Source organism: Pseudomonas sp. AL03 (assembly GCF_029960815.1).
GTDB lineage: Bacteria > Pseudomonadota > Gammaproteobacteria > Pseudomonadales > Pseudomonadaceae > Aquipseudomonas.
Map to the genome: position 1 here is coordinate 1 of NZ_JASBRE010000008.1, position 15,851 is coordinate 15,851.

5 protein-coding genes and 1 pseudogene are annotated in these 15,851 nt (G+C 56.9%); 2 read left to right on the forward strand and 4 right to left on the reverse strand.

Annotated features, from left to right (window positions below; all coding sequences use genetic code 11):
• Positions 1 to 232 (reverse strand): hypothetical protein (locus QK293_RS10080; protein ID WP_348775348.1); only part of this gene is annotated, 232 nt, incomplete at its 3' end.
• Positions 233 to 290: 58 nt separating this feature from the next.
• Between QK293_RS10080 and QK293_RS10085 the strand changes: the two are divergent.
• Positions 291 to 485 (forward strand): annotated as a pseudogene (locus tag QK293_RS10085) (IS30 family transposase); the annotation flags it as partial.
• 55 nt (positions 486 to 540) lie between these two features.
• Here the strand turns inward: QK293_RS10085 and QK293_RS10090 are convergent.
• Positions 541 to 963: a hypothetical protein gene (locus tag QK293_RS10090; protein WP_282377296.1), complete on the reverse strand. Its 423-nt coding sequence runs from the start codon at positions 961 to 963 to the stop codon at positions 541 to 543.
• A 4-nt stretch (positions 964 to 967) separates the two neighbouring features.
• Positions 968 to 13,729, reverse strand: coding sequence for a hemagglutinin repeat-containing protein (locus tag QK293_RS10095; protein WP_282377066.1), 12,762 nt, complete (start codon positions 13,727 to 13,729; stop codon positions 968 to 970).
• A gap of 382 nt (positions 13,730 to 14,111) precedes the next feature.
• Between QK293_RS10095 and QK293_RS10100 the strand changes: the two genes are divergently transcribed.
• A complete protein-coding gene (locus tag QK293_RS10100) occupies positions 14,112 to 14,390 on the forward strand; it encodes a hypothetical protein (RefSeq protein ID WP_282377068.1) in 279 nt (92 codons plus the stop codon).
• Positions 14,391 to 14,463: 73 nt separating this feature from the next.
• Here QK293_RS10100 and QK293_RS10105 read toward each other — a convergent pair whose 3' ends face one another.
• Positions 14,464 to 15,810, reverse strand: coding sequence for a DEAD/DEAH box helicase (locus QK293_RS10105; RefSeq protein ID WP_064679181.1), 1,347 nt, complete (start codon positions 15,808 to 15,810; stop codon positions 14,464 to 14,466).
• Positions 15,811 to 15,851: the final 41 nt, after the last annotated feature.

Genomic DNA, 15,851 nt, shown 5'->3' on the forward strand with positions numbered 1-15,851 from the left:
TGACCAGGTCTTCGGCAGTCTGCACGGCCAATTGCGTTCCGGCGTACACCGGTCCGTGGGCATCGAGGCTTCTGGCTTTGATGTCGACGACATTACTGGCGGTAGCTTTGACCATGCTCAGGTGGCCGTTGACGTCGATTTGAATATCCCCGCCACTGGCCGCCAGGTTGCCATCGAGTTTCACCCCGACCCCGGCTTCGGTACCCACCAGTTTGATCGCCCCGGCGTACATACCGCCCAAGGCCGAGGAGTCGATAGCCAGCCCCGGCTTGGCGCTGCCGTCATCGGCGCGGCGCGGGACCAACGAGAACACCAACAGCCTTGTCCGCCGGTTTTTGCCGAAGGGAACCGACCTGTCCAAGCACAGCCAAGAGGAGCTGGATAAGTTTGCGTATATGCTGACCATCCGACCACGCAAGCGATTTAACTGGCAGTGCCCGATCGAGGTACTCACTCAGCTAATTGGATTGCAACATGAGGCTCCTCTTCAACTCAATAGGCGTGTTGCACTCAGCTGCTGCAACCGCCCCCTATGTAATTTCAAATTGGCTGCTCATCTGAAAAAACCACATACACAGCCTCAACCAAAGCGTCATCTTCACGTATATCTGGAACGTAAAAACGCAACCCTAACCTATTTAAATAATAACCTGAAGAGTTGAACTCAAGGACTTCTCCAGCCCGCTCAAGAAAACTCTGCACCTCATGCGAGCCAACACCTACCAAACGTTGTGAACCCCAGAAAAAATTGCTCCACTTCAGAAATTCCACGCCTTCAATATTGTGATTTTCAAGATAATAAACGTGCAAGCCGAGATCATCATAGGCGTCTGTAGGGACTATAGAATCTTCCACCTTGAAAAACTCTTCAAAGTTTTCGCCTAAAATCGTTCTCACACGATCCCTACTCATCCCGGCTTTAATTAAACCAAGATCTCCGAAGCTCAGCAATTCAAAATTCATATACTTATCTCTTGAAATCTTCAGGATTCAGCTTTGAGGCATAGTCCAACATCTGTTTTATCGCCCCATCGTATTTATCGCCAAATTTGCTTCTTATATCTCGAATATCCATATCGATAGCTTCCATCAGTTTGCCTTGTCTGAGGAGCTCCTCCTGTTTCTCCCTATATGCCACAGCCTTGGCCGAATTACCATGGCTCGCTGTTCTTGCATGATCGGCTGGTGTCATTTTTATTGCTGGACCATTCTTGGTGCTTATTGGGGCGCCGTCATAGCATCCCTTTGCGGGGCAGTGGTGCGAATCAAATCCATCATTCTTAGGTTTAGTGGTATCTCTATGAGGTCCACCTAAAATTTCAGACGGATTTTTTTTCAAAACTTCGATAGCCCTTCCACCAGCCCTATCGTGACTCGGGGTCGCCATCCCTATCAGGATCGAGGCCATGAGCGACCCACCGCCCAATCGCCAAGCATCCAGGTCAACATCCTCATTAAGCTTTTTACCCTCAATACCTTCAGCGATCTTGCGTCCAACAATACCTTGCAGATCACTTTGAAGCTGGTTCAAAGACTGTACCAAGGACGTTTCGCCTAGGACCTTTTGAGTGGCATACAAAATCATGCCCTTCGGGCCCTGCGCAGCAGCAAGAATAAGCTCGACAGCCTGAACCTTGTCGGGATTGGCCTTCAGGTATTTGTTAATGTCAGAAACACGATCAAGGGCAAGCTTGGAGTTGGTAATGGCAGGGCCTTTGATAACGATGTTCTTCTCGACAATGTTCTTGTCGGCCAGATCATCCTTAACCGCGGCTATCGTTTCCGACTGATACTTGGATAGGTCATTGAGCTGTTTTAGCTGAGCCAGGACCTGACTTTGAAAGGCCGGATCTTCCAACATCACCCGAGCATCTTTCCTGCTGTAACCCGCCTCCACTAAAGCGGACAGGGCCTGTTCGGCAACTTCTTGCCCGCCCGCTGCGATCGCGCCTTGCCCAGCACCTTCATGTTGGATTCGATCAATCTGATTACCGATAACCAAAGCCAACGCATTAAAGTTTGCTTTGGCGGTATCGCTGTAATTAATAGCGCTATTATTCCAACCATCCACGGTATCGATCGGATGCATTACCGCATCAATCGAGGTACTGCTGACATACAGATCCGTCCGATGCTCCTCATCCCGAGTTACTTCGTATGCCTTGTTCACATCGCGATTGAGCCCGGCCGTTGAGTCCTGTCCGGTAGCCTTGTCATGACGCACGACAATTTCGCCCGCGCCCACTGTGGCGTTCAGCGTCTGCTCACGATCCTTGGTGTAGTTGTAACCCTCCACCGCCCAACTGTTCTTATCCGGGGCTTCCATGCCTTTGTTGGGTTTGTCGGCTTGGGAGCCACCCTCCGCGCCGTAGCTACCACTGACATTCAGGTAGTAACCGTGCTCGTTGTCCTTGCCGGTGATATTGCGGAAACCCAGGGTATCGGTATCCAGCTTGAGATTGCCATTGTCGGCGGTCAGTACTGCGCCATCCAGCTGCGTGTGGCCTTCGGTGCGGATATCGACTTTGTTTTTACCGCTGATCACCGTCTGGTTTTCAACCCAGTTGGTCTGGCCAGTGGTTTTGCCATACCCGACCGAACCACTGACACCGTAAAACGAACCAGTGATGCTCAGGTCCAGTTCTTGCCCACGCACTTTGCCGGTATCAGGCACCGAGCTCACAGTGAGATTGCGACCCACATCACCAATCACTTCATCACCACGCAATGTGGCGCCAGCGATGTTGGTGTCACGGCCACTTTCGAAGTTGAGGTTATTGCCTGCGTACAGGTAGGCTTCCTGTTGTTTTACGCCTTCACGGTTGAGATCGCCGATACCGATATTGGCGGAGCCATAGATACCAAACCCGTCTTTACCGAGGATGATGCCGCCCTCTGCTCCCCAGCTGCGGCGGTCGTTTTCACTGCTGTAAGCATTTTGCGTGGACAGCACGTTCAGGTCGTTGCCAGCCTTGAGTTTGATATCCCGTTCGGCAGTCACCTGAGTCGCGATCAGCGTCAGATCGTTTTTCGCGTCCAGATTGATGCTGCCACCGGCGTTCAGTTGCGTCGCTGTAGAGGTGCCTTGGCTCGACTCTCCCTTATTGCCAGCATTACTGATACCAACGCCCAGTTTGAAGCCGCCGGTGGTGCCACCCTTGAGGCCGCCCTTGCTTTGGGTCTGAGTGTCTTCGCTGTTTTCGGCACCGTGTGCCACATCAAAAGTGATGTTGCGCCCTGTGACATTGATGTCTCGCCCGGCATCGAACTGGCTTCCTTTCACGTTGACATTTTCAGCCTCTAGCGTGATATCACCACCGGCCGACAGGCTGGATGGACGATGTGTCACGGAGGTCTGGGTTTGGGCCTGGCTGGTGCTTGAGCTGCCAATGTGCCCGTCGAACTTCGGCCCGCTGAAAAACTGATCCAGGGCATCAACCGACTTCAGAACGCTGGAACCCTTGCTGACCCCATCCTCACCTTTGCCTGTGCCTTTAAGGCTATCAACGGTGTTGCCAAAGTTGTAAGCGACAGTCGTGGTGCTGCCAGTACGTTTCACGCTGTCACGGGTGGTGACTACGTTGGCTTCTTCCGCCGCATCGATATTGATATTGCGACCGGCTTTGAGCTTTATATTGTTTTCGGCTTCAAGGTCGGACCCTTGCTGGTTGATATCGCGGCCAGCCGTTACCTTGAGGTTCATACCGGCATCAATGGAGCTGCCCGCCGCCGTATAACCGCTGCTATCCACCCCATGCTTGATGGTTTCATTACCGACAAACGTGGTGTACCCGTTGTTATCGACGGTTTGCTTGAGGCCGGTGCTTTTATCGGTTTCCCAACTGTTGCTGCGCTGTTGATCGGTGGAGGCGAGGACGTTGACATCACGCCCGGCATCCAGCTTCGCGTTGTTACCGGTGCTGATGCCGCTGCCGATGATATTGATGTCACGGGCCGCATTCAGAATCGCGTCATTTCCGGCGTTGACCTGGCTGCCAACACTGTTGGAACTGACGACCTCGCGCCCCTCTTTGTGTGACGAGTTGACAGTAATATCACCCCCGAAACTTGGCGTGCCGACCGCCCAGCCGATAGCGTCCTTGAGCGTCAGGCCCAGCTTTTTCTTGTACTCCTCGGCGCGGCTGTAGGTCAGATCATCGGAGGACGACAGCGTGATGTCACCGGTTTTGTCCACCAGCCCGGCGTGCAGTTCGGCATCATTTTCGGCATTGACTTCACTGGCGTTCAACCGCACATCGCGCCCCGCCAGAATGACCGCATCGTGGCCAGCATCCAGTTCACTACCGATGTGGGTGACGGTGGTCTGCAGTTGGCTCTTGCCGCTGCTCGACATGCCGAATAGACCGGTCTTGGTCTTCTTGCTGTAGTCGCCGGTTTCTTCGGTGGCTGAGAGCACTGCGACATCGTTGGTCGCACCGACCACCAAATCATTACCGGCCTTCAGCTGACTGCCGATGATCGTGACGTTACGCCCACCATCGAGGCTGACCGCGCCGTCTTCATCCTTGGTGGCGTTGACGGTCAGGTCATTCCCCGCCTCAATCACCGAGGCGACGTTTGTGCTGTCGTAGCTTTCTTTCTGAGTGGTGCTACTGCGGCCGAACGACCCTTTTTTCTTTTTGTAATAGTAAGACGAACTTTCGTCTTTGGCCGAAGCGACGGTGATGTCTTGCACGGCATCTAGATCAATGTTCTCCGAAGCTTTGATCCGGCTGGCGATGATCCCCAGATCGTTGCCCGCATTAAGGGCAATGTCTCGACCAGCGTTCAGCACGGAAGCCTGCTGAGTAGTGCTGTGGGTTTCCTGCGCGCGCTTTTTGCTGCGCGATACGTAATCGCTCTCGTTGGCGGCCGAGGTGATAATTATGTCATTGCCTGCATTGACCCCGATATCACGCTTGGCGTCCAGACGACTGGCAACAATGGCGACGTCACGATCAGCGCTGATCGACAGATCCCGGCCAGACGTCACTTCAGCAGCATGCTGGGTAATGGTCTGGTTGAGAAAATGGCTGCCACGCGCATTGGTGCTGCGATCCTGGACTGAGGTGATGTTGACGTCTCGAGTCGCACTAAGATCGAGGTCACGCCCACTCTGCAACACACCGCCAATGTTGTTGATGTCACGACCCGCATTGATACTCAGATCGTTGGCCGCCTCGATCCGCGCCGCGTTATCGAGATAATCGCGATGCTGCAGACTTCCACCCCGACGGACATCAACACCGGTCACGTCACGCTGGTTGATCACATCACCATTGGTTGCCGTCAGACTGACGTCGCGACCGGAGATGATCCCGCCCGATTTGTTGACGATGTTGTTGCCCGCCTTCAGCGTCAGGCGATCACCCGCCTCGATCAAGCCGGTGTTGGTGAGGTCGTTGCCGGCCTCGGCGGAAAGGTTGTTAGTGGCGCGCAGGGTGCCGGCATTGTTCAGGTCCTGGCCGGCGATCAGGGTCACGTCGCCGCCCTGGATCAATGCGCCATTGGGTGCCAGACGATTGTTGGCCTGGGCCAGATAGAGCACCGGCACCAAGACTTTTTCACCGTTCACTACGTGCTCTTCGAGCCAGACGATGTCGTGGGTCAAGGCAGCGACTTGCTGGGCGGTAAGCGTCACGCCCATGGACAGGTTGAGCTGGACCTTGCTGGCGATGGCGTTGTTCATCAGGTACTTGAACATCGCTTCGTCAGAGGTCTGACCGTCGAGGAAGCGCTGGCCGGTGCGTGCGACGATCGACTGCTGGACCAGGCGTTGCTCAAACAAACCATCGCCCAGGCGTTTGGCGCTGGTGTCCGGGTTGTAGCCGAGGTTCGCCAACAGGTAGTCCGAACTCATGAACTGCTTGAGGTTGGTCAGTACCGGGTTGGTTTCGATCAGGTACTTGTGCGGGTTGGAGCGCACGCTGGTGTCAGGCAGCCCCTGCACACGCGACACGTTGAAGGACGCGTTCCCTCTATTGGGCAACAGCACACCGACCGGACCGTCACCGGCGGCGGCATTGACGTTGATCAGCGCGGTTTTGTCGTTGAGATTCACCGACGGGCGACTGGCCAGAGCCAGCTCGCGATTTTTGACCGAGACCGGGTCGTTCTGGTCGAACTGGAATTCGGTGGCTTGCCTGACAGGCATGCCGTCCGAACGCTGCGTGTTACCGGCTGAAACGGAACCAATAGTCCAGCTCTGTCCGGGTAGGATCGTCTGCTCGGTGCCGCCTTTACCGCTAAGGCGGAACAGGCCGTTGTCTCCCGTTGGCAGGGTGAAGCCAGGCAACGTCAGCGGGTTGACTTGTTGTTGGGCCAGGTCCGGTGGCAACTGTGGATTCAGAAAGATGATGGTCGGTTTAGCGGCGTTTTTAACGCCGGTATCAGCCGTACCCTTGGTTGTACCGCCAAAACTCGTGTATGGATTGAGATTACCGTTGGTGATGGTGTTTTTAGCGTTGATCGCTATCGCTTGCCCGGCTTGAACGATGGAGGACACGCTGCCGCCGCCATTGGTGAAGACCCTGACATCGTTTTTTAGCTCGCCGGACAGAATTCGCGCAGGCACCGCTATTTCAGGCCCCATACCGTAATTCGGGTTGATTGTGTTGGTTAGCTGCTTATTCAGATCAACATATTCCCAATTCGTCCCGCCCTTATCAAGCTCATGCCAGAATCTTGAATACTTATAAACATAGATGGAGTTTCTTTTTGCATAAGCCCGCAGATCCGTGCTTGTCCAACCATCCTCGCGATCTGGAAGACCTGCGAGTTTGAAAGTGCGCGAGCGGGTGAAACTGCCCGACTGCAGTCCAAAATTATCGAAGGTGTCCACATCCAGCTTGATATTTTTGCCGGCCGAAATCTGCGAAGCAGTATTGGTGAAGGCCCCCACATTGCCGGTCAGGTTTCCCGCCACGGTGAGCGACGCCTGGGGACCGGTGATCGTTGATTGCGATACAAAGTTTTCATTTACGTAAAAAGTAGCGGAATTCGGATCAAACGTAATATCTCCGGACAGGAGCTTCTCTTCGCCAATGACGCCCTCGGTTTTATTATTGAAACTATTGGCCGACAGTGAAAAATCACCATCAACATTAATCGATGCAGCCAAGTTATTAACAGTATTGGCTCGACCGCCATCGCGCCCGGCAATCGTCAGATCCCCGATGCTATAAACATCCCCATTCTGGTTGGTGAAGTCATTGAGCAGCAGGTTCATATTGCGGCCGCTGAAGATCAGGCCGCGGTTGTTCACCAGGCTCGATGTCTTGATCGTCAGGTCTTGTGCAGCCCCTAACGTGCCTGTGTTGCTGACACTGCCGGCATTGATCGTCAGTCCGCCATCAGAGGTCAACCGCCCGGCATTCGTCAGTTGCCCACCAATATTGAAAGTGGTTTGCGCGCCCCCGCCAATGCTGGTCGCACTCGACAAGCCGAGTTGCGCGGCAGTCAACGTCAGATTGCCCAGACTGGAGAGCCGCCCGTTACCGGTGTAAGTGCCGCCCAGATTGAGATTCAAGCTTCCATCACTGGCAATCAACCCGTCGTTGGTCCAATTTACGCCTCGCCCTTCCAGATGACTGGAAGCCAACAATTGACCACTCGTGGTCTGCGTGAAATTGTTGACGTTAACTTTCAACCGCCCCGCCTGAATCACACTGCTGTTAGTCCAGCTATCGGCATTCAGCGTCAGCCCGCCACGCGTCACCAGCGAACCGCCGGCATTCATGACATTGGCCGTCGAAATGTCAAACTCACCCACGCCCACATGAGTCACGGTACCGCCCGCGTTCAGGAAGCTCGGCGTCGCGAGCGTCAGGTCAGTGTTCGCCGTTTCCAGCAGACCATTGCGGTTATCGAACAGGCTGCCGATCTGGAAGTTGGTTTTCCCGCTGATACCCAGCGCACGCAGTTTGCCGGTCTGGTTATCGAGGTTGGCGGCACGCACTGCGAGGGTGCCGGCGCTTTCAATCAGGCCGCCGCGGTTGGTGAGATTGCTATCGAGAACGATGTCGATACCATCGCCACTGATCTTGCCGGCGTTGTTGTTCAGCGCACCGCCAATAACCTTGACCTGGCCTTTGGCGTAAATCCCGCCGTTGCTGTTATCGATAGCAGCGTTGCCAGCGTTAAGCAGAATGTTGCCGGTATTGGCGGCGATGCGTCCGCCGTCGCTGTAGATTCCGCCCAAGGCCTGAAGGTCGAGGCGATTGCCTTCGATCTTGCCGCCCTGGCCGTTGCGCAATACGCCCGTCAGGCGGGTCTGCAGCAAACCTTTGAGGCTCGACAGCACACCGGCGCGGCTGTCGAGGCTGGCGGCGGTGATGTTCAGCTCACCGTTCTGGGCGATGACCTTGCCGCCCTGGTTGTCGATGGCGCCGCCCTTCACGTCCAGGGTCAATGCGCCCTGGCTTTGCAGCGCGCCGCCGGCATTGTTGAGGGAAGCGGCTTTGACGTTGAGGCCTGCATCGCGACTGGAGATCAGGCCGCCGGCGTCGTTACGAACACTGCCGGTGGCGGTGAGATCAAGCTGCCCATTGGCAGCCACGGTGCCCTCCAGGCTGTTATTCAGGCTTCCAGTCAACAGGCTCAACAAACCTTGACTGAGCAGCTGGCCGCCCTGGTTATCGATGCTGCTGGAACGCTTGATCACCAGCGGCCCCGTACTACCCAGCGCACCTTTGATGTTGGTCAGCGTACCGAGCAGATCGAGGGTGACGCTGTCTGCACCGACCAGACTGCCGTTGCTGTTATCCAGGCTCGTACCGGTGAAGGTCAGCGCTTTGTTCGCGGTGACGTTCCCCGATGCGTTGTTCAAGGAGGCCGCGCTGATAGCCAGTGTGCCGCTGCTTTCGATCAGGCCACCCGATGCGTTGTTGATCGCACCTTGAGTCATCGTCAGCGTCTGCTTGCCGCCACTGGTGACGATGCCGTTGCTGTTGTCAAGGCTGGCGGCAGTGATGGTCACGTCGCCTAAGCCCGCCAGGCCGCCCTTGGCGTTGTTGATCAGCGCACCGCTGAGGTCGATGCTCAGATTGCCGAGCAAGCTGGAGAGCGTGCCTTCCTGGCTGTTGTCGAGGCTACCGCCGGCAACGGCGAGTTTGTTCCAGCCGGAAACCAGGCCGCCCTGGTTATTCAGGCGGGTAGCGTTGAGGATCAATTGATCATTGCTGATCAGGTTGCCACCGCGGTTATCCAGCGTGTTGCCGGTCAGGCTGAAGCTGTGGACGCTGGAGATTTCGCCTTGCTGGTTATTCAGGTCACGCAGGTGCGCAATGCTCAACACGCCCTTGGTGTTGATCAGGCCGTTCTGGTTATTCAGGTCGGCAGGTGCTGCCCCCAGATCGATGCTCAGGCCAGTGCCACCCAGCAACGTACCGCCCTGATTATCCAGACCGTTGCTGTTGAGGGTGAGTTGTCCGGCCGCTTTGATCAGGCCTTTGTTCTGGTTGGTCAGTAGACCGTCGACGGTCACTTGCAGATCGCCATCGCTGAGCATTGTGCCGGCGCTGTTATCCAGACTGGCGGCGCGAACTTGCAATGCTGCGGCGGCAATTTTGCCTTTGACCGAGGTCAGTGCCTGCTCAATACGCAGTGTGAGTTTTTGGTTGCTGAGCACCTGGCCATCGCTGTTATCCAGCTGTTTGGCGACCAGTTCGAAGGCCTCTTCGCTAGAGATTTCACCATTGCGGTTGTCCACACCGGCGAGGTTTTTCAGCAGCAGTTGACCGGGCGCGTTAATGAAGCCGTCCTGGTTGTTCAAGGCCCCGCCGTTCAGGTCCAGGCTCAAGGCGCTCTTGCTGAAGAGCTTGCCGCCTTGCTGATCCAGGCCACTGACGTTGGCAACCAGCGAGGTGGCCGCGCCGATGCTGCCGCCGGTGTTGGTGACTAGGCCGGCGCTCAGCTCCAAGCGGTCGCCCGCGTAAATACTGGCCTGGCTGTTATTGAGCGCGCCGGTGGTGATGCTCATTCCACCTTTGCTGCTGATCGCACCTGTTTGCTGGTTATCCAGGCTGGTGCTAGTGAGCGTCAGTGTGGTGTCGGTCTGCAGTTTTCCGCCTTGGTTGCTGACTGCGCCTTTGCTATCGATTGTGAGCGCCTTGGCGCTGGAAATCGTGCCGCCGTTGTTGCTCAGGCTCTGGGCATTGATCGCCAATTTACCCTCGCTGACGAGGCTGCCCTGATTGTTGTCCAGATCCGAAGTCAGGTTCACCGTGAGGTTGTTCAGCGTGGTCAGCCGACCGCTGTTTTCCAGCGTCTGCCCGGTCAGCGTCAACCCGGCGTCGCCGGACAGCAGCCCTTTGTTGCGGTTGATGACCTTGTCTACGGTCAGTGCAAGGTTGCCACCGGCCAGGATGTAACCGGCGTCGCTGTTGTCGAGTTGTTGGCCGATCAGTGTCACGTCCGCCTTGCTCGACAACTCGCCGCTTCGGTTATCGAGGTTGTCGACGGTCAGTTTCAGCGCTTTTGTCGCCCCTACCAAACCCTCCTGACGGTTATCGAGACTGGTGGCTTTCACGGTCAGCCCGTCATCGGCGATGACCACACCGGCCTGGTTATCGAAGGCATCGGTGACCGTCAGATCAACCTCGCCACGACCACGGATTTCACCGTTGTTGTTATTCAGGCTCGCACTGCGACTGGCGAGGCCGGCAGACTTGATCAGGCCATGGATGTTGCTCAGTGCGCGGTCGATGACGAGAGTGAGTTTTTCATTGCTCAGCAGTTTGCCGTCATCGTTATTCAGGCTTTGGGCGTTAATGCTGTAGGCCTTGGCACCGGAGATTTCGCCGCCGCTGTTGTTCACCTCCTTGAGGTTTTTCAACAGCAAAAGACCCGCTGTATGGAGGTTGCCGCGCTGGTTGTTCAGCAGGCCGTTGTTCAGGTCGAGGGTCAGGTCGCTGTTGCTGAACAGCTCGCCGCCGTCTTGATCCAGGCTCGTGACCGAGACATTCAGCTGTTGCTGACTACCAATTTGCCCGGCCGAGTTATCCAGGTGCTTAGCTGTCAGACCAAGGGGGCCGTCAGCCGCCAGACTACCGCCCTTGCTGTTGTTGAATTCGCCGGTCGTGACGTTCGATGCAGCCTTGGCGCTGACAATGCCTTTGTCGCTGTTGTCGAGGCTGGCGCTGGTCAGCACCAGACCTTTTTGCGAAGCGATCAAACCGCCCTGGTTTTGCAGGGCTGCCGCTACGTCGAGCGTCATGGCTTCGAGGCTCGACAGCTTGCCCAGACGGTTGTCCAGACTGCCGGCGTTGAGCATCAGCGTGCCTTCGCTGCTGAACAACCCTTGCTGGTTGTTCTTGATGCCGTTGAAGGTCAACGCGAGATTGTTCTGGCTGACGATCTTGCCGCCCGAATTGTCGAGCCCGAGGCCACTGAGCGTGCTCGCGCCTTTGCTGAAAATCAGCCCGGCGGTCTGGTTGATGATTTGATCGACCTTGAGTGCCAGCGTCGTGTCAGAGAGCACTTTGCCGTTGTCGCTGTTGTTCAAGCTTGCGCCGTTGATGTGCAGGTCGGTCTGGCTGGACAGTGAACCGCCACGGTTGTCGATCTGATCGACGTTGACCGTCAGCGATTTGAGCGACGCGACCAGGCCGCCTTTACGGCTGTCCAGCGTCTTGCCGGTCAACTTAAGATTGCCCTCGGCAACCAGTTCGCCAGCCTGCTGGCTCAAGGTATCGATATTGGCTTCGATATCACCCTTACCGGAAATTCGGCCGCCATCGTTGGCGACTTCTTTGGCCTTGAGGTTGAGCGGGCCGCTGGCCGTCAGCAGACCACTGTTGCGATTGTCCAGTTTGTTGCCGTCAAAGGTCAGAGCAGCCTTGCTTTCGAGGCGTCCCTTATCGCGGTTATCCAGCTCGGTGATCAGCAGTTTCAACGTCTGATCGGCACGAATCACGCCGTTGCGGTTGTCTGCGTTGTTACTACTGACCGTCAGTGTGTTGATCCCGGAAATCTTGCCTTCACGGTTGTCCAGACGCGTGGCCTGCACATCCATCACGCCGTTGGCCTGGACCAGCCCTTTGCTCTGGTTGTTCAGGAGACCGCTGACTCGGGTCGTCAGTTGGCCTTCGCTGTTCAGCTTTCCTTGCTGGCTGTTGTCGAGGTTTTGCGCACGGACTGTCAGAGCTTGTTTCGCCCCCAGCGTGCCGCCGATGTTGTTGATGCCGCCACTGGCAGTGATGTCCAGCAGGCGACCAGCTGTGACAAGGCCGACAACGTTATCCAGCGAAGTCAGGTTCAGGACAACGTCAGCGAGGCTGCTCAGTTCACCGCTGCTGTTGCTCAATCGGCCGACGTTGCCAGTGAGATTGCCGGTGCTGTTGATCACGCCTTTCGAGTTCAGCACCTGATTGGCATTGAGGTTCAACGTGCTGTTGCTCAGCACTCGCCCGTTGTTTTGATTGTCCAGTGTTGCGGCGGTGATGTGGGTGCTTTGCCCGCTCAGCGTACCGCCCTGGTTGCTCAAGGTCTGAGCAGTGTTGATGGTGAGAGTGCGGCTGGCGACCAGGCTTTTGCCGGTGTTGTTGAGATTCTGCGCGCCGAGGCTCACATCGCCGTTGGTGTTGCGGCTGCCGTCGGCGTTGACCCCGGCCTCGATGACGCCGCTGTTGGTCAACTGCCCGCCGGCGCTCAGCGCGATGCTGTCGCGGGCGGCGAGGGTTTGCTGGTTGCTCAGGTTGCCTTGGGTTTGTACGTTTAGCGCTGTGCCCGCATAGACCGGACCGCGTGCATCGAGACTGGCGGCTTTGACATTGACCGTGCCGTTAGTCGCCGAGGTGTCTACCAGGCTCAAGTGCCCGTTGGCATCGAGCTGAATATCACCACCACTGGCGATCAGTTTGCCGTCGAGCTTCACGCCGACGCCCTGCTCGGTGCCGACCAATTTGATCGCCCCGGCGTACATGCCGCCGAGGGCCGAGGAATCGATGGCCAACCCTGGTTTGCCGCTGCCGTCATCGGCGCGGGCGGTGGCGTTGAGGCTGTCGGCATTGACGTCGTTGCGACCGGCGACAATGGTCAGGTTTTTCGCCTGAATCTCGGCGTTGATCTTGGCGCTACGGGTGATGATTTCGAAGCGGTCGACGTTGTTGGCGTTCAGCCCAGCGCCGTCGATGGACACGCTGCCCTGATCCACCTGAAAGCGATCCAGCCGACCGTTGTCCAGCACCGGCTTGCCGGTGGTCAGCGTCACGCGCGGCGTATTGATGAAGCCGCAACCGTTGCAGCTGATGCCATAAGGGTTGGCAACGATGACGCGGGCTGACTGCCCGGCCACTTCGGTATAACCGCGCAACTGGCTAGGGCTGCCGCCGATCACTTCGTTGAGGATGGTCTGCGCTGCGACCCGATTGGTGAGGTTGGGGTTGCCCACAATGATCCCACCCAACTGCGTCGCGCCGGTCTGGTTGGCGACGTTGTTGAGGATCACGCCCTGGGCGCCGACGTTGTAATCGTGAAACTGGTTATGCGATAGGCCCGTGCCGTTGGGCGTGGCGATGTTGACGATCGGCACACCGTTGCCGGCCTGCCCAAGGCTGACTCCCGGCGTAGCCACCACAATCCCATCCGCCTGCGCCCACATCGGTTGCCAGAACATGACGTTGGCCAACAGGAACGCCAACCCGCGCTTGGGCATGCCCCAGAAGTGCTCGCGTTTTTTGACCGCAGCAGAAGGCTGGCCGGCGAGGAAGGCGTATTGGCGAACGTCCATGTAAAAAGGTCTCGTTGCGAATGGCAAGAATGGAATGAGCAATTCAAAGACACAGCCGTTCCGACACGGCAGACGCTGGAGGCGTTTGCAGAGCGAATACGTCATAAGGGGATAAGTGCGCGCTTGGGTCAGAAGGTCCAAAGCGTGGCGTAACAACCACTGCATCAGCGTGTGGGTGGTCTGTCCGATCCCTCGAAACGGCAAAGTGATATCAATATAGTGGCGCGATGTTAAGTTGCCATCATTCTGACGTCAATAAGCCGTTCGGGATGTTTTTGGGTGGACGCTCTAGTTCGCAAGTTTAGGTCCATAGCCTGAACTTTCTGGATCGAGGAACCCTCAACTCAATAACGCTGTGACGCTGATAAATGAGGCTTCGTTCATGAAAAACACTCTGCTGAAACTCACCCTAGCCGCCACCCTCGCCTGCGCCCTCCCCGTCTGGGCCTGCACCCCCGAGGAAGCCACCGCCAAACGCGAGCAACTGGCCAAGGAAGTCACCAAACTCACCGAGCAGAACCCGGCCAAGGCCAAGGAGATCAACGCTGAGTTGCAGCAGATGGATTTGGGCACAGCCAGCAAGGATTTGCCCGACAAGTGCCAGCTGATCGATCAGCGACTCAAGGAGTTGAAATCGGCGGAGAAGAAAACCGAGAGTTGATCCCACCCAAGAATCCGAGGCATAAAAAAACCGGACATTTGTCCGGTTTTTTTATGGGGTCACGACGCGGCTTTTATTCAGCAGCCGGCGCTTCCGGCTTGCGGCGCTTCAACGGGGCCATGCCGTCCTTGCTGACCAGCGACAGGGCGTCGGTCTTCGGGCGGTTGGCGATTTTGCGCTTGGTCGGGGCCTTGGCACCGGTTTTCTTCTTGTCGCCTTTGGCGTCGACTTTTTTCTTCTTCACGCCAACGGCTTTGCCCGAGGCCTTGACCTTTTTCGGTCCGCCGTAGGTGCCTTTGACTTCCTTGATGGTGCGGCGCTCGAAGCTCTGCTTGAGGTAGCGCTCGACGCTCGACATCAGGTTCCAGTCGCCGTGGCAGATCAGCGAGATGGCCAGGCCATCGTTGCCGGCGCGGCCGGTACGACCGATGCGGTGAACATACTCGTCGCCGCTGCGCGGCATGTCGAAGTTGATCACCAGGTCCAGGCCATCCACATCGAGGCCGCGAGCGGCGACGTCGGTGGCAACCAGGATTTTCACGCCGCCCTGCTTCAGGCGATCGATGGCCAGCTTGCGATCCTTCTGGTCTTTGTCACCGTGCAGCACGAACGCTTTGTATTCCTGCGCCACCAGACGGCCATAGATTCGGTCAGCCATGGCCCGGGTGTTGGTGAACACGATGGCCTTCTGGTAGGTCTCGTTGGCCAGCAGCCAGTTCACGATCTGCTCTTTGTGCTGGTTGTGGTCAGCGGTGATGATCTGCTGACGGGTAGTCGCATTCAGATCGCTGACGTTGTTCAGCTGCAGGTGCTCAGGGTTGTTCAACACCTTGGCGACCATCTCGCGCAGACCCGAACCGCCAGTGGTGGCGGAGAACAGCATGGTCTGCTGGCGGTTGGTGCACTCTTGCACCAGACGCTGCACGTCTTCGGCAAAGCCCATGTCGAGCATGCGGTCGGCTTCGTCGAGGACCAGGACTTCGACTTCTTTCAAGTCGAGGTTGCCGGCGTTCAGTTGCTCGATCATCCGGCCCGGCGTACCGATCAGGATGTCCGGCACCTTGCGCAGCATGGCAGCCTGGACCTTGAAGTCTTCACCGCCGGTGATCAGGCCGGACTTGATGAACGTGAACTGCGCAAAGCGCTCGACTTCCTTGATGGTCTGCTGAGCCAGTTCGCGAGTCGGCAGCAGGATCAGGGTCTTGATGCTGACGCGGACTTTAGCCGGGCCGATCAAACGGTTGAGGATCGGCAAAACGAATGCAGCGGTTTTACCGCTGCCGGTTTGCGCTGTCACCCGCAGGTCACGCCCTTGGAGCGCCAGCGGAATAGCCGCTGCTTGCACAGGCGTTGGCTCGACAAATTTAAGCTCGGCCACGGCTTTGAGCAGGCGTTCGTGCAGGGCGAATTGGGAAAACACGGGTGCTACCTCGAAGAAATACAAAAAAACAGCTGCATAGG